We start from the raw sequence: 19,656 nt of genomic DNA on the forward strand, positions 1-19,656 counted from the left end.
TTGCTGTAATAGCAAAAGGATGGAAGTTTTTTTGTTTTTATTAAGCAAATTCGTTTCATAAAAAGTGCGAAACCTTCAAAATAAGAAAGTAGAACAGAAAGAAGAGGAGAACAAAATGGCATTAATTGAATTACGTCATGTAAAAAAAGAGTTTTCCGGTAAAGCGGGTAAAGTCACGGCTTTAAAAGATATTGATTTAACGGTTGAATCAGGAGATATTTATGGCATTATTGGCTATTCAGGTGCAGGAAAAAGTACGTTGGTTCGCCTATTGAATGGACTTGAAACACCTACAGAAGGTGAAGTAGAAATTCAAGGACAAGATATTGCATTGTTGCCAAATAAAGAACTACGAAACTTCCGTAAAAAAATTGGGATGATCTTTCAACATTTTAATTTATTATGGTCACGGACGGTCCTAGAAAATATCATGCTCCCATTGGAAATTGCTGGCGTTCCAAAACAAAATCGGAAAAGCCGCGCAGAAGAGTTAATCAAGTTGGTTGGTTTAGAAGGACGGGAAAATGCCTACCCAAGTCAACTCTCTGGTGGGCAAAAGCAACGAGTGGGGATTGCCCGTGCCTTAGCTAACAATCCTGACATTTTGCTTTGTGATGAAGCAACAAGTGCTTTGGATCCGCAGACAACCGATGAAGTGCTAGAATTACTACTAAAAATCAACCAAGAATTAAATTTAACGGTTGTATTAATTACCCACGAAATGCACGTGATTCGTAAAATTTGTAATCGCGTAGCCGTGATGGAATATGGTGAAATTGTTGAAGAAGGTAAAGTAATCGATATTTTCAAAAAGCCTCAAACAGAAATTGCGAAACGCTTTATCCAACAAGAAGCGGATAAAAACATTGAAGAAACGGAACTGGTTGTTGAAGAAATGTTGGAACAATATCCGAATGGAAAAATTGTTCGCCTACTTTTCCACGGCGAACAAGCGAAATTGCCAATTATCTCGCATATTGTCCAAGAATATCAAGTAGAAGTCAGTATTATTCAAGGGAACATTCAGCAAACAAAGCAGGGTGCAGTGGGTTCTCTTTATATTCAATTATTAGGCGAAGAGCAAAATATTCTAGCAGCCATTGAAGGATTACGTAAACTTCGTGTAGAAACAGAGGTGATTGGAAATGAATAATCGTGGCTTAGCAAGTTTCTTTGATTTTTCCCAAATTGATATAAGTAAACTACAAGAAAAAACGATTGAAACACTCTATATGACAGGGATTTCAATCATAGTGGTCGCCATTTTAGGGCTGATTTTAGGACTACTACTTTTTGAAACGTCAGGCAGAAAAGGGATTTTGAGCCGATTACTGTATTGGCTAGTGGCCATTTTTGTAAATATTTTCCGTTCGATTCCGTTTATTATCTTAATCGTTCTGTTAATTCCTTTTACAAAAATTATTTTAGGGAGTATGTCTGGTGTCAAAGGCTCCTTACCAGCATTGATTATTTCCGCAGCACCTTTTTATGCTCGCATGGTCGAAATTGCTTTTCGTGAAGTCGATAAAGGCGTGATTGAAGCAGCCAAAGCAATGGGGGCCAATCGTTTCCAAATAATTTGGAAAGTTCTATTACCAGAAAGTCTGCCAGCACTTGTTTCTGGCTTAACCGTTACAACCATTTCCTTAGTGGGCTACACTGCAATGGCAGCTGCTATTGGAGCGGGCGGTTTAGGAAGTTTGGCGTATCAAGATGGCTTCCAACGTGGTCAAAATACAGTTACCTTAGTAGCAACGATTTGTATCTTAATTATTGTCTTTGCGATTCAATGGCTTGGGGATACAGTCGCTAAAAAAATAGATAAACGATAAATGGAGGGAATAAGATGAAAAAACGTACATTATGGTCAGTAATTACTGTAGCAGCAGCTGTCTTAATTTTAGGGGCTTGCGGCAATAAAAAGAGTGATGACTCGGTCTTGAAAGTTGGGGCTTCACCGGTTCCACATGCAGAGATTTTAGAACATGTAAAACCTTTATTAGAAAAAGAAGGCGTAAAACTAGAAGTGACGACTTATACAGATTACGTGCTACCTAACAAGGCGTTGGAAAGTGGCGATATCGATGCCAACTATTTCCAACATGTGCCGTTCTTTAATGAAGCGGTTAAAGAAAATGATTATGACTTTGTGAATGCAGGTGCGATTCATTTAGAACCAGTTGGGCTTTACTCGAAAAAATACAAATCGTTACAAGAAATTCCTGATGGTTCAACGATTTACGTTAGCTCTTCCGTTTCAGATTGGCCACGTGTTTTAACGATTTTAGAAGATGCTGGTTTAATCACGCTGAAAGAAGGGGTAGACCGGACAACTGCTACTTTCGATGATATTGATAAAAATACTAAAAAGTTGAAATTCAATCATGAAAGTGATCCAGCAATCATGACCACTCTTTATGACAATGAAGAAGGGGCTGCGGTTTTAATTAACTCAAACTTTGCCGTGGATCAAGGATTAAATCCGAAAAAAGATGCGATTGCCTTAGAAAAAGAAAGTTCACCTTATGCCAATATTATTGCGGTTCGTAAAGAAGACGAAAACAACGAAAATGTAAAAAAATTAGTCAAAGTGTTACGTAGCAAAGAAGTCCAAGATTGGATTACGAAAAAATGGAACGGTGCCATTGTTCCAGTCAATGAATAAAGAGAAAAAGACAATAGAATAAAAACTTGAGGTCGGGACAGGCGTGTTAAGCTTCAAGAAATAAGAAGAAAGTTCTGAAAGATGCTTTTTGTCTCTCAAGGACGTTCAGCTTATTTCCGAAGAAGCTGCTCCTGTCCCGTTGTTTATTTAAAATTTTAGAGCTAGGCAGATACATCATGTTGATTTACCTGCCAAGTCTAAGTTTTTTTCTTTTAAAAAAGGACCATAAATGATAAAGTTACAAGGAATTTCTTAATTATCAGGAAAATTCAGGGACTATGCATAGGCATTTGCATTAGTTATTGTTATAATAATTAAGATAGATTTTTTGGAATGGAGGGAAAAAGATGTTACGTTTTTTTCCGCAAAAAAATAAATATGTAGAAGAAGCAAGCCAGTACGCCTTTGATAAAGAAGGCCAAATTCCGCAGCACATTGCCATTATTATGGACGGAAATGGCCGGTGGGCACAGAATCGAAGACTGCCGAGAATTGCTGGACATAAAGAAGGCATGGATACGGTTAAAAAAATAACGAAGCATGCTAGTCATTTAGGCGTTAAAGTTTTAACACTTTATGCATTTTCAACGGAAAATTGGAAGAGACCAACAGATGAAGTCAATTTCTTAATGCAATTGCCTGTTGATTTTTTTGATACATTCGTGCCTGAATTAATTAAGGAAAATGTTAAAGTCAATGTAATGGGCTACCAAGAGTTTCTACCAAGCCATACGCAAGATGCTGTTAAGCGGGCCATTGAGCAAACCAAAGACAATACGGGCATGGTTTTGAACTTTGCTTTAAATTATGGGGCGCGTGCGGAGCTACTAACTGCCATGAAACAGATTGCTACAGAGGTTTCAGAAAAAGCATATACGGCAGATGAGATTACAGAAGAAACGATCGCAGATCACTTAATGACTGGCTTTTTACCCACGGAACTTCGCGATCCAGAATTGTTGATTCGAACAAGTGGGGAAGAGAGAATTAGTAATTTCTTGCTATGGCAAATTGCTTATAGCGAGTTGTTTTTTACAAAAGCATTATGGCCTGATTTTTCAGGAGACACTTTAGAAACCGCGATTGCTTCTTTCCAAAATCGTAATCGTCGTTTTGGAGGTCTAAAAGAAACTACAGAAACAGAAGGGAGCGATCCGCAGTGAGACAACGTGTCATCACAGCTATCGTCGCATTAATCATCTTTATTCCAATTATCTGGTATGGTGGTTTTGCAATTGAGATTGCCGCTGTTGCTTTGGCAGTAGTCGGCGTGTACGAGTTATTCCGTATGAAAGGATTAACGTTATTAAGTTTTGAAGGTATTTTATCAGCATTAGGGGCCGTTTTTTTAGTTATCCCAACAATTAAATGGTTAAACTTTTTGCCGGAAATGCAAACAAATTTCATTTTATTTTATGTCACTGTAATGTTGTTGTTAGGTGCTTCGGTAATTTCTAAAAATACATATACGATTGAAGAAGCTGGCTTTCCAGTTATTGTCAGTTTATATGTAGGGATGGGGTTCCAGAACTTTATTAGTGCCCGTTCCGCAGGTTTTGAAGTCTTGTTATTTGCTTTATTCATTGTCTGGGCAACGGATATTGGTGCATATCTATTTGGACGCCGATTTGGTCGTCATAAATTGATGCCAGATGTTTCACCCAACAAGACAATAGAAGGTGCACTTGGTGGTATTTTATCAGCCGTCGTTGTAGCAGCGTTGTTTTTAGTTTTCACAGCTAATAAAGGGCTATTTCCTTATCCGATGCCGGTGATGCTTGTATTGACGGTTCTATTTTCTATAGTAGGTCAATTCGGTGATTTGGTTGAATCTTCTATCAAACGTCATTATGGCGTGAAAGACTCTGGTAACATCTTGCCAGGACATGGTGGTATTTTAGATCGTTTTGATAGTTTATTATTTGTTTTCCCAATTATGCACTTATGTGGATTATTTTAAATTGATTAACAAAATTTAAAAAAGTATCGTCAAATAAGCAAAAATCCAGAAGAGTCTCTCTTCTGGATTTTTGCTGTTTATTGAGATAATGCGTGAAACACTGACAGGGTATGTTTGAGATAAGTTTAATTTTAAACATGCGGTGGTTTTACTCTTTAATTGACAATAGCCTTCTCTTTAAAGAGAAGGCTATCTAACGAATCAATATTATTATTTTAAAGTTGGATCAGACTATTTCTAGTATTCAAGTATTTTTCATTTAAGCGATGTATTCCCTACCTCTAATACATCCTTGTGTCTCTCTAGACACGCCAGTTTTGAATAAAATCATCAAAACAATTGAATGGTTCGTTTAAAAATATTTTTCGTGTTCTAATTATTATAACATAAAACTCGTCAACTGACCACTAGCTGACGAGTTCATAATTTTTCCAGATAAATAGACAGCCGTTTTCCGCCGACTGTCTAAGATTAAGATAGATTTGTAAAGAAGTGAATAAATGCTTCCTACCCTCTCTTTATAACATGAGGAAAAGAAAACTGCAAAAGATAGCTGTGTTTTTTGAAAAAAAGATCAGCTGGTTTCCGCCAGCTGATCATCCGTTGAAAAGAGATATAAAGAAGTGAATAAAGCTTGCTTTACCTCTATTTTATACCATGTTTTGATTCAAATAACTATTCAGTATTAGTTATACTTAAATAATAAATATGTATACGGATGTATTGTTTTGAGGTATAGTCATAGAGAAAAGAGGGAACGTTTATGAAAAAATTTTGTTTAAGTTATAGCTCTGGTAAAGATTGTTTATTGGCGATGGATCGATTGATACAAGCAGGAAATCAGCCAGTAGCGTTAGTGACAACACTAAGTGATGAAATTAATCGTTCTTGGTTTCACGGGATACCAATCTCCGTCTTAGAAGCAGCGGCCGAAGCGTTAGATTTACCACTTGTTATATCACATAACAATGAAACAAATTACACAGAAAAAGTGGTTGAGGCACTGCATGAAACTAAAAAATTGGGTGCAGAAACGGTTTGTTTTGGCGATATAGATATTGAACAAAATGGTGCTTGGGATCGCCAAGTTGCATTAAGTGCTGGGCTTGAGCCACAATTACCTCTTTGGCAGGAGAATCGCGAAGCACTTGTCAAAGAATTCTTGGCAAAAGGGTACACAGCAATTATCAAAACGGTCAGCAAAGAGGCAGGCATTCCAATAAAATTTTTAGGAGAACCGTTAGATGAAACATTTATCACGTACCTTAAAGAGCATCAATTAGATATTTGCGGAGAAAACGGGGAGTACCATACGTTGGTAATTGACGGCCCGCTATTTAAAAAGAGGCTCAATTATTATACTTCAGGAATTTATGAAAGTACTTATGCTTATTCTTTGATTATTGATGCTTAAATGAAAGTAAAAGGACACAAGCTGCCACTTTTTCTAGTGATATGCTATAATTGACTTAAGAAAAGTAGAGAAAGTGAGTGGTTAATTATGGAAGAAACTGTCTTTTTTAATTTAGGAAATGCCCTTGCTTCAAAAAGAGATCAAAAAGAATTAATTAAAGAAGCCCAAATTGCGAAAGATACTCGAAAGATTCCAGGAAAACTGATTATCGTTGAAGATGAAGAAAATGGTACCCATATTTTATTTGAATTAGCTGATCAAACAGAACCGTCTACTGAAACAAAAGGATTCAAAGTGAAAAAAGTGATTGATTAATAAAAAAGCAACGAATTTTTCTAAATTCGTTGCTTTTTTATATTTTTTTTACACAAATGATACAAAAAGAATATCAAAATCAAATAAATGATTAGTATACTTGAAGAAACAAATAGGAAGCAAAGTAAACGTTTTGAGGTGTTCTTTCATGGAAAATCGAGGAATTTTATTTGATAAAGATGGTACGTGTATTCGTTTTGATACTCTTTGGCAAGCAGGTTTGCAAGCTTGTTTTGAAACACTAAGTATGTTAGCCCCTCATCATTCAGCAGAAATAAAAAAGATATTAGCTATTCAGGAGCAACGTTTTTTGCAAAAACATTTACTTGATGAAGTCCTTTATCAGGAACTTTATCAGGAATTGGCGCAATTTGAGGAATTAGTCGAACAGGGAATCAGCAGTCGATGGCTGGAGCAATTTTTTTATGATTATTTACGAAAAAATCTGAAAAAGATTGAACCAATTGGTGATTTAAAACAGTTATTTCTTGAGCTAAAACGGAAGAACTATAAAATTGGATTAGCAACTTCAGATACTTTGCCAGCGACTATGTTGATTATGGAATATCTTGGTTTAACAGTAATGTTTGATTTTATTGCGACAGGAGATCGTTACTTACCGAAACCAGATGCGGACATGCTCCAAGCCTTTTGTCAGTCATGTCAATTGAAGTCGACAGAAGTAATTATGGTGGGGGATTCGCTCGTGGATGTTTTCATGGGAACTTGTCATGGCAAAGCAGGAATTGGTGTTTTAACAGGCAACTGCCAGTCAACTGATTTTGAAAAGTTTGAAGTAGCCTATTTCCGTGATATCCATGAAATACCTTATCAAGAATTATGGGAAAATACCAAGAAGAAAAAAATCCTGAAAAGATGACGAGTCTTTTCAGGATTTTTTTTATTAATCTAATTGAAGCAATTGCCGTTTCTTTTGTTGAAATTCTTCTTCTGTTAGAATTCCTTCATCTACTAACAGTTTTAAATTTCTTAACGCAGCCATTACGTCTTCAATAGCGCTAGATGAGTTTTTTTGTGAATCAGATAGCTTTGGTTCAATCGGTTGGTTTTCATCACTCTTTATAGGAGTTGGTATTTCTTTTTCTTTTATTCGACGAACAATAGTGTCTAATGATGAAAGGGCTCGTTCGGCGTTGAAACGGGCTCTATCGATCGCTAATTGACGATCAAATTCAGTGGTTTGCTCACTAAGTGTCTTTAAAAAGGAAATAGTGATGGTTGGGCGTTGCAAATCATCTAGATTAATCAAAATATAGACACTACTGACGCGATCATAAGGTACGTTTTCTTCGGTGAAATGGGTATTTTTTTTCTCTAAAATTTTGTAATCAGCGATAATGCTTACTGGCAAAATTTTTGATGAACCAACCAGTCGAAATTTTTTTTCAGGTTCATCGAATTCAATCGAGCCAGCAATAGTTGTTGTAGGATTGAATAGCCGGTTGTCTTCTTGGACATTTCTTAAATCCGTCAATGTCCAAGTTTGGGTATATCCTTGTGCCTGGACACCGAGTTGACCTGCACATTTCTTACAGATTTGGTAATTATCTGAAGTTAAATATTTTCCTTTATTATCCTGACAAAGAGCACATAGATTTCCATAAACTTCAGCATTTTTTTCATTTGCTTTTGCGATTTCAGACTGCTTGTTTATTAACTCTTGCATTTGTTGTAAATCAGCTAAACTTTTTTTATCAACGGACCAAGTGGATACTTTAAGTTTTTTTAAACAGCTTTTTCCTACGCGATAAAAATCACTCGTAAAGTACTTGCCAGTTTCCTCTTCGCAAAGATAACATAAATTTCCCTTTGCTTGCATTGCTTGATCCTTTTTTATAATTTCTTCTTGACGTTTTATAATACTTTCCATTGTTCGATCTTTAATTTCTTTTGGTTTTAACTCTAAATGTTCTGCACAATGTTTACAGATACCGTGATTATCAAAGGTGATGATTTTACCAGGATTTAGATCACACAGTTCGCACATACTTTTCATGGGATGACTCCTTTTTGTTAAGATAAATTAATTTTACCATTCAACTCTATGAAGAACAAACCAAAAAAGCAAGTAGAACTAAGTGCCTACTTGCTTACAGACTATTTAATTGTAATTTCTTCAACAGCGATAGAATCTCCCATGCTGAACATACTGTCTCTGAAAGTAAAAGTTACAGGTTTTGTTTCATCAGCAAATTCATAAGGGTATGCTGCTTGGACAGTTGCGCCAGGATTAACTTTTTTATTTAACATGTCAATTCTATCTTTAATCGGAGAATCATTAACAATTCCATAAGTTAAATCTTCTGTTGTATCGCCGGTATTTTGTGATACGCTAACAAAACTAGAGTATAACATTTGTACATCTTGTGCTTCCTTAGTGTTATTAGTCAAATCAAATAGTACATAAAAGATTGGTTTACCATCGAAACTTGTACCTTTTTGGAATTCGGTGATTTTTAATACACCATCAGGAACAGTCAATGTTCGATCTTTATAAGTCCCTTTATCTTCTTTAGCTTTTGTTTCAGTTGTTGCGGTAGCAGTACTTGAGGTTTTTTTAGTTTTATTAGTGTTGTTTGTTCCAGAACCACATGCACCTAAAATCAGAGTACTAATTAAAACTAATCCTAACATAGAAAATTTTTTCATTTTCACTTTCCCTCCCATAGTTTAGTTAATGATTTGTAGCGCTTACTAAATAGTTGAAAACAATCCCCAATTAAATAACTTTGGACTACAAATCACTTAGTTTAAATGAAAATAAGTATACCGTCCTGTGTAAAAATAACACACCACAGTATACTTATTTTATCATTATTTCATAAAAATAACACCATTATTTTTATGAAATAATTAAAAAAGATAAAAAATCTAAAAACTTCGACCGCCGCCACCGAATGTGCCGCCGCCAGTTGAGTGGGTGGTGCTGCCACCACCGCCATTGTTTTTAGGAATACGACGCGTAGTGATGAAAGAGTTGGTTAACTGATCTGTGCGGGAGGTTAAGTTTAAAGTTGTTTTTTCCCTAAAGGGATATTGATAACTTGAAAATTTTAATTGATATTTAGAAATATTAATGCCTAAGAAGACCAAACTGAGTATCAGAGCAGCAGCAAAAGCAATTACCATTTCCAGCGGGGTAATGGCTTTATAACGGGTGATTTTACCTGTTTCGCTGTCCACACGATAGTGCCCCCCAGGAACCCCTTTATTAACAAATGCTTGAGTTTCCTGAACAAAGGTTTGAGCAGCCGCGAAATAATTTCCTTGACTCATCCCATCCATTACTTTATCTAAGGTATCATCAATTCGTGCATCCGTCATATAATCAATCATGTTTCCAGAAGTAGAGATGTAGACTTTCCGTAAGTCCATATCAATGAGAAAAAGAATCGCATTTTGGTCCTTGCCAACTTTATTTAAAAGATAATGATCTGCATATTCTTGTTCATCGCCATAGGTATTATTATTTGTGGTCACAATAAAGACAGAGGCTTTTGTTTTTTCTTCTAAAGGTTGTATCTCTTGCTTTAGTTGGTTGATTTGATCAGGTGTCAGTAATTGTGCGCCATCATCAATTGAATTTTCAGCCGCCGAAACGGGTAGGGCAAGGCCAAAGGTAAGAAGTATTAGGAAAAAAATAGGTAAAAGTCGTTTTTTCATAGGAAATAACCTCCTAATAAAAAGAGTGCTAAGAGTCCAGCGAAAATGCCTAACGTTGCTAGTCCTAAACGAGTGTAACTAATTGGAAGCACACCGCTTACTTTACCTGTTTGTCCATTCATGGCATAATAATAAACTTTTTTTGATTGTTCCTGACTGCGATAGGTGACTAACCAAATTGGCAAAAGCATATAGTGATTATTTTCTTGGTTTAGAGAAATATCCGTGCGAACATTTGTCAACGTAGTATAACCAGAAGCAGAGTCCCGTAACAATGATTCCGAATAATCTTGTAATTCTTGTTGGACGTGTTTTTTGATTGCTTCATATTCAATATCGCGTTTTTCTGCTTGGAAACCTGCTAGGTATTGGCTTTTGAAAGGCACTGCTTGATCAATTAAAAATGGTTGAACGCCTTCCAACATTTTTTGTTGGACGTTTTTTGACAAGGCATTTTTAACTAATTCTTTAAACGATAATTTTCCTGAACGTCCCACATTGAAACGTTTTGTTTCGGTGTATTCAATATCACCTACGCGCCAAATGCGAATACTTGTGCCAGTAGCTTGGAGTTGTCCATCGACTTCTGCATCAACGACCCAATAGGGGAAGTAAACCCCAGTTAATTTATCGATTTGATTTTTGCTGAAAAAATCTCGGGGAATGAACCATTTTTTCTTGGTCCAAGCGAGAAATTTTTCAATCGCTTCGTCTTTTTCAATTGTAAAGGGTAAGACGTTTTCTGGTAAAAATTCGCCACTTAATCGACCAGCCAAGACAACAGGATTATGGCAATAATAACAGTATGTGGCAGCCGTTGTTGCATCGGTGACAATTTGAGCGCCACAGCTTGGACAATTAAAAATTTCCATTGTGCCTGCATCTGCAGCTGCTTCATTCTCAGTGGTCTCTGTTTGTTGCGTAGCGGAGGATTCTTCTTCCGCCGTGAAAGTCAAATTTTCCTCGGCAGTCGTTGTTGAGGGATTCTCTAAATGCGCCTCATGTTGCTGTTGCTCATAACGAGTCACTTCTTCTTCCGTGTAAATATTTAAACAATATTCACAATGAAATTTTTGATCTTTGGGATTAAATAAGAGCGGGCCGCCACAGTTGGGGCATTTATGGGTAAATGTTGTTTCCATTGCAACCGTCCTTTCTAATAGAGTGAGTAAATAACAGGAATCTGATTCAAAGAAAAAGGGTAGACTTGTGCCTGACCCTTTTCTTTAATTGTTCACTACTTGCTTATAAAGGAACCCCTTGGAATGGTTTACCACAATGTGGACAGAACTTAGGAATACCATTACTTAAGTCAACAATTTCGCTACATTCACTACATTTCATTTCTAATTTTGGTTTTTCGTTTGTTGGTTTTGGTGTACCACAGTTTGAGCAAAACTTCCCAGTGTTTTCAGTCCCACATTGTGGGCAAGTCCAAGTGTCTGTAGCCCCTTGTGCGTTTTGCTGGTTTTGTTTTTCTTGCATTTGTTGTTGGTTTGTTTGAGACGCTTGCGCAAAGTAGTTGCCATTCGCATTCATGCCCATACCAACGCCCATAAAGCCGCTCATAGCGCCACCTTCATTTTTACCAGCAGCCTCCATACCACGAGCCAAGGAACCTTGAACATAGCCTTCGCGAACACCTGGATCGCTGAGCATAGCTCCTTCATTTCGCATGTTGATTAATTTTGTTGAATCATCTGTATAAGAAATGCTCGCAACTGCTACAGAAACAATTTCCATGCCGCGATTGGTGCGCCAATCCTCATCAAGTGCAGTTTGCATATATTTGCTTAATTCAACACTTTTTGAGGGAACATAAGAAATACGTTGCCCATCAGCAGACATTTGATTGATTGCTGCTTGCAATGCTGTAATGAACTCTGCCAAATATTGTTCATTAATATCATTAATATCTACTTGCGTTTGATTTTTAGGAATCGCATTAGTATAAAATAGTAAAGGATCTGTAATTTTAATTGAGTAATTTCCGTGTGCACGTAAGAAAAGTTCGGCATTATAAAAATTATCAAAATAGTTTAATGGCGCAGGTGTTCCAAATTTAATGCCTTTAATTTCTTGCAAGTTAATATAAAAAACTTGTTGTTTTTGTGGAGTTACGCCACCAAATTTGAAACGACTGAAGGTCTCTGCAATCGCATCTTTTAAAGAACCGTTAAACATTGAAGGCGCAGAATCATTTTTGACTGTATAATAGCCTTCTTCAGCAGTGTAATCGATGATTTTGCCCCCATCGACAAGAAGCATCATCATGTTGGGATAGACATGTACAACAGAACCATCTGTTAAAACATCGTCCGTTCCTTTACGATTAGAACCACGTTTATCATCTTTACGCACAAAAACACCTTTTGTCATGACGGTTGTGTCCCCCATATTATCAGGTTCAATAACCTCTAGCCATTGATCGGCCAAGCCACCGCCAACTGAACTTGTTGCTGCTTTAATAAGTCCCATGTTCATTCCTCCTAATAAAAAACTAATTGTTACAGCTAGTATACCACACAATGAATGCAGAGAAATCCAACGAAAGCCTGATGAAATGGAAAAAATTGATCAAACTTTATTAAGAAATTAAAAAAAGTATAGGTGAAACACAAGCATTTTAAAAAAAGTTACGTATAATAGAAGAAAAGACATATTATATAGTTAGGGGATTATTGAATGGAACGAAGCAATCGTAATAAAAAATCTTCAAAAAAACCACTTATTCTTGGTGTTTCTGCCTTGGTTCTAATCGCTGCTGCCGGTGGCGGGTATTATGCTTATAGTCAATGGCAAGCCAAACAAGAATTAGCCGAAGCGAAGAAAACAGCTACTACATTTTTAAACGTATTGACAAAACAGAAATTTGATAAGTTACCGTCCGTTGTTCAAGAAGCTAGCTTAAAGAAAAATGGCTATGATACTAAATCTGTTGTTGAAAAATACCAAGCAATTTATTCAGGGATTCAAGCAGAAGGAGTCAAAGCTAGTGATGTTCAAGTCAAAAAAGCGAAAGACAATCAATACACATTTAACTATAAATTATCGATGAGTACCCCTTTAGGCGAAATGAAAGATTTGTCTTATCAATCAAGTATCGCCAAAAAAGGCGATACCTACCAAATCGCTTGGAAGCCGTCTTTAATTTTTCCAGATATGTCAGGAAATGATAAAATTTCGATTCAAGTAGATAATGCCAAACGTGGAGAAATTGTCGATCGTAATGGTAGTGGGCTAGCAATTAACAAAGTGTTTGACGAAGTGGGCGTAGTGCCTGGCAAACTCGGTTCTGGCGCAGAAAAAACAGCCAATATCAAAGCTTTTAGTGATAAGTTCGGCGTTTCTGTTGATGAAATCAATCAAAAGTTAAGCCAAGGGTGGGTCCAAGCAGACTCCTTTGTACCAATCACAGTCGCTTCTGAACCAGTGACAGAATTACCAACAGGGGCTGCGACAAAAGATACAGAGTCACGTTATTATCCGCTGGGGGAAGCAGCTGCGCAATTAATCGGGTATACAGGCACCATTACTGCAGAAGATATTAAAAAAAATCCAGAGTTAAGTAGTACGGGCGTAATTGGTAAAACTGGCTTAGAACGAGCGTTTGATAAAGAATTAAGAGGGCAAGATGGTGGCTCACTAGTTATTTTAGATGACAAAGAGAATGTCAAAAAAGCTTTACAAACCAAAGAGAAAAAAGATGGTCAAACGATTAAATTAACGATTGACAGTGGCGTACAACAACAAGCCTTCGCTATATTTGACAAACGCCCTGGTAGTGCGGTCATTACCGATCCTCAAAAAGGCGATTTATTAGCAACGGTTAGTTCACCTTCGTATGATCCTAATAAAATGGCCAATGGTATTTCTCAAAAAGAATATGATGCTTACAATAACAACAAAGATTTACCATTCACAGCACGTTTTGCGACAGGCTATGCACCAGGTTCTACCTTTAAAACAATTACCGGTGCCATTGGTTTAGATGCAGGGACATTGAAGCCAGATGAAGAGCTAGAAATTAATGGCTTGAAATGGCAAAAAGATAAATCTTGGGGCGGCTATTTTGCAACACGTGTAAAAGAAGCAAGTCCAGTCAATCTGCGTACCGCTTTAGTTAATTCAGATAATATTTATTTTGCCCAACAAACATTACGGATGGGAGAAGACAAATTTAGAGCGGGTCTTAATAAATTCATTTTCGGTGAGGAACTAGATTTACCAATTGCCATGACGCCTGCTCAAATTTCAAATGAAGATAAATTTAATTCTGAAATTCTTTTGGCAGATACGGGCTACGGCCAAGGCCAATTGTTAATTTCGCCAATCCAGCAAGCTACCATGTATAGTGTTTTCCAAAATAATGGGACATTAGTCTATCCAAAATTAGTTTTAGACAAAGAAACGAAGAAAAAAGACAATGTAATCAGCGCCAACGCAGCGAATACAATTGCCACAGATCTTTTAGGTAGTGTGGAAGATCCTTCAGGTTATGTTTATAATATGTACAATCCGAACTTCTCATTGGCTGCCAAAACAGGAACAGCTGAAATAAAAGATAAACAAGATACAGATGGCAAAGAAAACAGTTTCCTTCTAACGTTAGATCGTAGTAACAATAAATTCTTAACAATGATTATGGTTGAAAATTCAGGAGAAAATGGTTCTGCAACAGATATCAGTAAACCATTAATTGATTACTTAGAAGCAACCATTAAATAAAAAGAGAAAATGAACGAAACGAGGTTTCTGTAAAAAGAAACCTCGTTTTCCCTTTTTAGAAAAAGGAAAGTGTGCTACAATGAAGCGACTAAATTGTAGAAGGAAAGGGATTCGTGTGCGAATTTTAGCAATAGATACATCTAACCAAACATTGAGTATTGCTGTGTGTGAAAATCAAAAAATTCTGGGAAGTTATACAGCAACGGTTAAAAGAAATCATAGCTTAACATTAATGCCGGCAATTGACTATTTGATGAGTCAATTGAACTTGGCGCCAACGGCAATTGATCGTTTTGTCGTAGCAGAAGGACCTGGATCATACACTGGTTTACGTTTAGGCGTGACGACTGCCAAAACATTGGCCTATACTTTAAAGAAAGAGCTAGTAGGCATTTCCAGTCTACAAACGTTAGCTGCCAATTGTGTTGGACAAACCGGTTTAGTTGTGCCTCTTTTTGATGCGCGTCGTAAAAACGTCTATGCTGGTGCTTATCGGTTTGTCAATGGCGTGTGGCAAAATGAGTTACCGGACCAACATATTTCCCTGCGGGAGTTATTAGAACAACTAAAAAATGAACCAAATCTTTTTTTTGTTGGTGAAGATGTTGAAAAATTCACTGAAGAAATAGCTCAAATCATTCCTCATGGAGAAATTTGTGATGTCCCGCAATGGCAAATTCCTAATGCCGCAGTTTTGGCTGCGTTAGGTAGTGTGGCTGAACCTGTTGAAAATGTTCATGGGTTCTTACCTGCGTATTTGAAAAAAGTAGAAGCGGAAGAAAATTGGTTGAAGACACACACGCCTAATGGAGAAAGCTATGTGGAAAAACTTTAATTTTGTGACAAAATACTTTACAAAAAGACGGCAACGGTATATAACTAAAACCATTGCAATGAACCAGCAAGAATTTCAATTGCGTGAAATCACCTACCAAGATATTAAGGATTTACTAGCAATTGAACGTGAAGTTTACGCTGGGGAACTTCCTTGGACGATGTCTGCTTTCATGGCAGAACTTGGCTCAAAAGCGCCGCATCTCTATTTGTTAGCGGCAATTAACGGAAAAACAGTTGGCTTTATTGGTTGTCGGATTCAAGGAACGGATGCACACATTACGAATGTCGCTGTCCATACAGCATACCAAGGCTTAGGTTTAGGTCGTTCTTTAATAGAAGAAACGCGAATTTTTGCCAAGAAAAATCGTTGTGAAACCTTATCGCTAGAAGTACGAATGAGTAATGTTAAAGCCCAACGTTTATATCGAAAAATTGGCTTTGTCTCACAGACGGTAAAAAAAGGCTATTATGACGAAAATAATGAAGACGCACTAGAAATGATAATTGATTTAAAAGAAGAGTGAAGAAAAAAATGTTAGTAACAAAAAAAGAAATATCTGTAGCAAATATTGGTGAAGAATTATGGCGTTTTAGTAATTCTTCTTATACAACTGGCTCCCCTTGGACAGAAACACAATTCGCGGAAGATTTTGCTCAGGAAAATAGCGAATATCTTTTTTTAGTTGAAAATGGCCAGTGGTTAGGTTATATTGCCTATCATTTTATTTTAGATGAAGCAGAAATTAGTCACGTTGTTGTGAATGGTCAGAAACAACACCAAGGAATTGGTTGTCAATTAATGAAAGCTTTTAAAGAATATGTTAAAAGTCGTGACATTACACAAATTTTCTTAGAGGTCAGAGAATCGAATACACTAGCTCAAAAACTTTATGAGAAAACAGGTTTTCGGAAAGTAGCTGTTCGAAAAAATTATTATAAAGAACCGCAAGAAAATGCCTTTGTAATGTGTGCGAAATTAAGGAAGGAAGCCCAATGACAATTTTTACAAAAGAACGTAAATTATTATTAGCTGTGGAAAGTAGCTGTGATGAAACAAGTGTGGCTGTCATTGAAGATGGCGACAAAATTCTTTCCAATATCGTAGCTTCGCAAATTAAGAGCCATCAACGTTTTGGCGGAGTCGTTCCAGAAGTTGCGAGTCGTCATCATGTTGAACAAGTGACGATCTGTATTGAAGAAGCATTAACAGAAGCAAAAGTCACACCAGAAGAGCTTAGTGGCGTTGCTGTGACCTATGGGCCTGGGTTAGTCGGTGCTTTATTAATAGGACTTTCTGCAGCAAAAGCATTTGCTTGGGCGCACCAATTACCACTTATTCCAGTCAATCATATGGCTGGGCACATTTATGCTGCCCGTTTTGTGGCACCGCTCGAATTTCCATTGATGGCCTTACTCGTTAGTGGAGGACATACGGAATTGGTCTACATGAAAGAAGATGGCTCTTTCGAAATTGTTGGTGAAACACGTGATGATGCAGCTGGTGAAGCGTATGATAAAGTCGGACGTGTGTTAGGGTTGCCTTATCCTAGTGGCAAAGAGATTGATGCTTTGGCCCATGAAGGCACAGATACCTATCAATTTCCACGGGCGATGCTAAAAGAGGATAACTATGACTTTAGTTTTAGTGGCTTAAAAAGTGCATTTATTAACACGGTTCATAATGCAGAGCAACGTGGTGAAGTACTGTCTACAAAGGATTTAGCCGCAAGTTTTCAGGCGAGTGTGGTAGAAGTATTAGTGACTAAAACCATTCGTGCTTGTCAAGAATATCCTGTTAAACAATTGCTAATTGCTGGGGGCGTTGCTGCGAATCAAGGATTACGAGAAGCAATGAGACATGCAATCAGTGAACAATTACCAGAAGTGACATTACTTATTCCGCCATTAAAACTTTGTGGGGATAACGCGGCGATGATTGGCGCTGCCGCCTTTATCGAAGCTGAAAAGAATCACTTTGCTTCGTATAACTTAAATGCAGAACCTGGCGTTAGTTTTATGACAATTAGTGAAGAAGGCTAGCCAGCTAGACAAAAATTTGCTATAATGAAGCCAGTTTAACAATGACATTCGATGATAAAGAGAGTACTTATTTCAACGTCAGCTTAGCGATCTTGGGAAGGTGGGAGCCAAGAGTGATCGGAATGAGGAAGCGCACTTTTAGAATTCTGCTGAAAGCAGACGGCAATCACCGTTATCGATGAAGCAGGTCTATCCAAGTAGTATAGACAATTAGAGTGGTACCGCGGGTAAATTCTCGTCTCTGACAAAACAAATCATTTTGTTTTGTCAGAGACGTTTTTGTTTTTTTATACTTACAAATTAATCAGGAGGGTTCTTATGAACAACAAAGAAATCGTAGCAAAAGCGTTACATGATGTTTTAAATGAAGAATTAACGATGGATCAAATCGAACAATTATTGGAAAATCCTAAATCTGTTGATCATGGAGATGTTGCTTTTCCAGCCTTTTCATTAGCTAAAATTTATCGTAAAGCACCACAACAAATTGCAGCAGAATTAGCAGAAAAAATTGATGGCACAAATTTTGAAAAAATTGAAGTGGTAGGACCTTATTTAAACTTTTTCATGAATAAAGAAGCAGTCAGTCAAGCTGTCATTGGCGCAGTAGTCAAAGAAAAAAACAACTACGGAAACAGTACCTTTGGCAATAATGGCAATGTTCCTATTGATATGTCTTCACCAAACATTGCTAAACCAATTTCTATGGGGCACTTACGTTCTACGGTAATCGGGAATTCAATTGCCTTTATTTTAGAAAAAATTGGGTATCAGCCAATTCGGATTAACCACTTAGGTGACTGGGGTACACAGTTTGGTAAGTTAATTGTAGCTTATAAAAAATGGGGTTCTGAAGAAGCAGTCCGCCAACAACCAATTAATGAATTATTGCGCTTATATGTGCAATTTCATGAAGAAGCAGAAGAAAAACCAGAATTAGAAGACGAAGCACGTGCTTGGTTTAAAAAATTAGAAGAAGGAGACCAAGAAGCCAATGAATTATGGAAATGGTTCCGTAGCGAGTCTCTAAAAGAATTTGATAAAATCTATTCCATGTTAGAAGTTGAATTTGATTCTTATAATGGCGAAGCCTTTTATAATGATAAAATGGATGAAATTGTTACTTTATTAGAAGAAAAACATTTATTAACAGAAAATCAAGGTGCAGAAATTGTTGATTTGACAGAATATAATTTAAATCCAGCACTTATTCGTAAATCAGATGGTGCGACCTTATATATCACACGGGATTTAGCTGCTGCGCTTTACCGTAAACGGACGTATGATTTTGCCAAATCACTTTATGTAGTCGGCAACGAACAAAGCAATCACTTCAAACAATTAAAAGCAGTCTTGAAAGAACTAGGATTTGACTGGTCAGATGATATGGAACACATTCCGTTTGGTTTAATTACTCAAGGCGGTAAAAAATTATCCACACGTAAAGGGAAAATTGTTTTATTAGAAGAAGTATTGAATGAAGCTGTTACTTTAGCAGGAAATCAAATTAACGAGAAAAATCCAGACTTAGCAAATCGTGAAGAAGTGGCGAAACAAGTTGGTGTAGGTGCAGTTATTTTCCATGACCTTAAAAATGATCGTCTAAATAATTTCGATTTTGTATTAGATGAAGTTGTTCGTTTTGAAGGCGAAACTGGCCCATATGTTCAATATACACATGCTCGTGCGATGAGTATTTTACGTAAAGCAAACTTTACACCAGACGCTACACAACGTTATGCACTAAATGACAAGGATAGCTGGGAAGTCGTGAAGTTGTTACAAAAATTCCCTGAAACTGTGATGCAAGCTGCTGAAAAATATGAACCATCTGTTATTGCGAAACATAGCATTCATTTAGCACAAGCGTTCAATAAATATTATGCCCATGTTCGGATTTTGGATGAAGATGCTCAAAAAGAGGCACGCTTAGCGTTAGTTTATGCAGTAGCTACTGTTTTAAAAGAAGATTTACGTTTACTAGGATTACATGCACCAGAAGAAATGTAGAAG

At 36.9% G+C, this 19,656-nt stretch carries 19 protein-coding genes and 2 other annotated features (1 of these 21 only partly in view); of the genes, 14 read left to right on the forward strand and 5 right to left on the reverse strand.

Annotated elements, in window-relative coordinates; translation table 11 throughout:
- Nucleotides 1-2, forward strand: a binding site (T-box leader); it begins 246 nt to the left of the window's first position.
- Between the two features lie 113 nt (nucleotides 3-115).
- The 8 genes from IGK96_RS03395 to IGK96_RS03430 all read left to right on the forward strand — a co-directional run bounded on the left by IGK96_RS03395 (nucleotide 116) and on the right by IGK96_RS03430 (nucleotide 7,234).
- Nucleotides 116-1,153, forward strand: coding sequence for a methionine ABC transporter ATP-binding protein (locus IGK96_RS03395; protein WP_002364465.1), 1,038 nt, complete (start codon nucleotides 116-118; stop codon nucleotides 1,151-1,153).
- Nucleotides 1,146-1,832, forward strand: coding sequence for a methionine ABC transporter permease (locus tag IGK96_RS03400; protein ID WP_002356640.1), 687 nt, complete (start codon nucleotides 1,146-1,148; stop codon nucleotides 1,830-1,832). The genes IGK96_RS03395 and IGK96_RS03400 overlap by 8 nt, the downstream gene beginning before the upstream one ends.
- A 14-nt stretch (nucleotides 1,833-1,846) precedes the next feature.
- Nucleotides 1,847-2,665: a MetQ/NlpA family ABC transporter substrate-binding protein gene (locus tag IGK96_RS03405; protein WP_002411086.1), complete on the forward strand. Its 819-nt coding sequence runs from the start codon at nucleotides 1,847-1,849 to the stop codon at nucleotides 2,663-2,665.
- Nucleotides 2,666-3,012: 347 nt separating this feature from the next.
- Nucleotides 3,013-3,828, forward strand: a complete 816-nt coding sequence (locus tag IGK96_RS03410; RefSeq protein ID WP_010816669.1) for an isoprenyl transferase — start codon at nucleotides 3,013-3,015, stop codon at nucleotides 3,826-3,828.
- A complete protein-coding gene (locus IGK96_RS03415; protein ID WP_002397120.1) occupies nucleotides 3,825-4,625 on the forward strand; it encodes a phosphatidate cytidylyltransferase in 801 nt (266 codons plus the stop codon). The genes IGK96_RS03410 and IGK96_RS03415 overlap by 4 nt, the downstream gene beginning before the upstream one ends.
- A gap of 763 nt (nucleotides 4,626-5,388) precedes the next feature.
- Complete coding sequence (locus IGK96_RS03420) at nucleotides 5,389-6,039, forward strand: diphthine--ammonia ligase (RefSeq protein WP_070415969.1); 651 nt, start codon at nucleotides 5,389-5,391, stop codon at nucleotides 6,037-6,039.
- An 87-nt stretch (nucleotides 6,040-6,126) separates the two neighbouring features.
- Complete coding sequence (locus tag IGK96_RS03425) at nucleotides 6,127-6,354, forward strand: hypothetical protein (RefSeq protein WP_070415968.1); 228 nt, start codon at nucleotides 6,127-6,129, stop codon at nucleotides 6,352-6,354.
- Between the two features lie 148 nt (nucleotides 6,355-6,502).
- Entirely contained in the window at nucleotides 6,503-7,234 is a 732-nt protein-coding gene (locus IGK96_RS03430; protein ID WP_070415967.1) for an HAD family hydrolase, read from the forward strand.
- 24 nt (nucleotides 7,235-7,258) lie between these two features.
- Here IGK96_RS03430 and IGK96_RS03435 read toward each other — a convergent pair whose 3' ends face one another.
- The 5 genes from IGK96_RS03435 to IGK96_RS03455 all read right to left on the reverse strand — a co-directional run bounded on the left by IGK96_RS03435 (nucleotide 7,259) and on the right by IGK96_RS03455 (nucleotide 12,516).
- Nucleotides 7,259-8,371, reverse strand: coding sequence for an SHOCT domain-containing protein (locus tag IGK96_RS03435; RefSeq protein ID WP_085443211.1), 1,113 nt, complete (start codon nucleotides 8,369-8,371; stop codon nucleotides 7,259-7,261).
- A gap of 101 nt (nucleotides 8,372-8,472) precedes the next feature.
- Entirely contained in the window at nucleotides 8,473-9,024 is a 552-nt protein-coding gene (locus IGK96_RS03440; RefSeq protein WP_010707301.1) for a DUF5067 domain-containing protein, read from the reverse strand.
- A 222-nt stretch (nucleotides 9,025-9,246) separates the two neighbouring features.
- On the reverse strand, nucleotides 9,247-10,038 hold the full coding sequence (locus IGK96_RS03445) for a TPM domain-containing protein (protein ID WP_085443212.1): 792 nt from the start codon (nucleotides 10,036-10,038) through the stop codon (nucleotides 9,247-9,249).
- Nucleotides 10,035-11,180: an ATP-binding protein gene (locus IGK96_RS03450; protein WP_085443213.1), complete on the reverse strand. Its 1,146-nt coding sequence runs from the start codon at nucleotides 11,178-11,180 to the stop codon at nucleotides 10,035-10,037. Before IGK96_RS03450 ends, IGK96_RS03445 begins: the two co-directional genes overlap by 4 nt.
- A gap of 103 nt (nucleotides 11,181-11,283) precedes the next feature.
- Nucleotides 11,284-12,516 (reverse strand): SPFH domain-containing protein, encoded by a 1,233-nt coding sequence (locus IGK96_RS03455; RefSeq protein ID WP_002356656.1) that lies wholly within the window; start codon nucleotides 12,514-12,516, stop codon nucleotides 11,284-11,286.
- A gap of 207 nt (nucleotides 12,517-12,723) precedes the next feature.
- On the opposite strand from IGK96_RS03455, the gene pbp4 reads away from it, so the two are divergent.
- The 6 genes from pbp4 to argS all read left to right on the forward strand — a co-directional run bounded on the left by pbp4 (nucleotide 12,724) and on the right by argS (nucleotide 19,653).
- On the forward strand, nucleotides 12,724-14,766 hold the full coding sequence (gene pbp4 / locus IGK96_RS03460) for a penicillin-binding protein PBP4(5) (RefSeq protein WP_104846656.1): 2,043 nt from the start codon (nucleotides 12,724-12,726) through the stop codon (nucleotides 14,764-14,766).
- A 115-nt stretch (nucleotides 14,767-14,881) separates the two neighbouring features.
- Nucleotides 14,882-15,601, forward strand: a complete 720-nt coding sequence (gene tsaB, locus IGK96_RS03465; protein WP_002370459.1) for a tRNA (adenosine(37)-N6)-threonylcarbamoyltransferase complex dimerization subunit type 1 TsaB — start codon at nucleotides 14,882-14,884, stop codon at nucleotides 15,599-15,601.
- Nucleotides 15,573-16,127 carry a ribosomal protein S18-alanine N-acetyltransferase gene (gene rimI / locus IGK96_RS03470; RefSeq protein WP_002387121.1) on the forward strand — a complete coding sequence of 185 codons (555 nt, stop codon included), beginning with the start codon at nucleotides 15,573-15,575 and terminating at the stop codon, nucleotides 16,125-16,127. The genes tsaB and rimI (IGK96_RS03470) overlap by 29 nt, the downstream gene beginning before the upstream one ends.
- Nucleotides 16,128-16,135: 8 nt before the next feature.
- Nucleotides 16,136-16,600, forward strand: coding sequence for a ribosomal protein S18-alanine N-acetyltransferase (gene rimI, locus IGK96_RS03475; protein WP_002359702.1), 465 nt, complete (start codon nucleotides 16,136-16,138; stop codon nucleotides 16,598-16,600).
- Nucleotides 16,597-17,643 (forward strand): tRNA (adenosine(37)-N6)-threonylcarbamoyltransferase complex transferase subunit TsaD, encoded by a 1,047-nt coding sequence (gene tsaD, locus IGK96_RS03480; protein WP_002374298.1) that lies wholly within the window; start codon nucleotides 16,597-16,599, stop codon nucleotides 17,641-17,643. The genes rimI (IGK96_RS03475) and tsaD overlap by 4 nt, the downstream gene beginning before the upstream one ends.
- Nucleotides 17,644-17,685: 42 nt before the next feature.
- Nucleotides 17,686-17,889, forward strand: a binding site (T-box leader).
- Nucleotides 17,890-17,961: 72 nt separating this feature from the next.
- Nucleotides 17,962-19,653, forward strand: coding sequence for an arginine--tRNA ligase (gene argS, locus IGK96_RS03485; RefSeq protein ID WP_002367081.1), 1,692 nt, complete (start codon nucleotides 17,962-17,964; stop codon nucleotides 19,651-19,653).
- The last annotated feature ends 3 nt before the right edge of the window (nucleotides 19,654-19,656 follow it).

Origin of the sequence: Enterococcus sp. DIV0682 (genome assembly GCF_051712685.1) — a bacterium.
Classification (GTDB): domain Bacteria; phylum Bacillota; class Bacilli; order Lactobacillales; family Enterococcaceae; genus Enterococcus; species Enterococcus faecalis.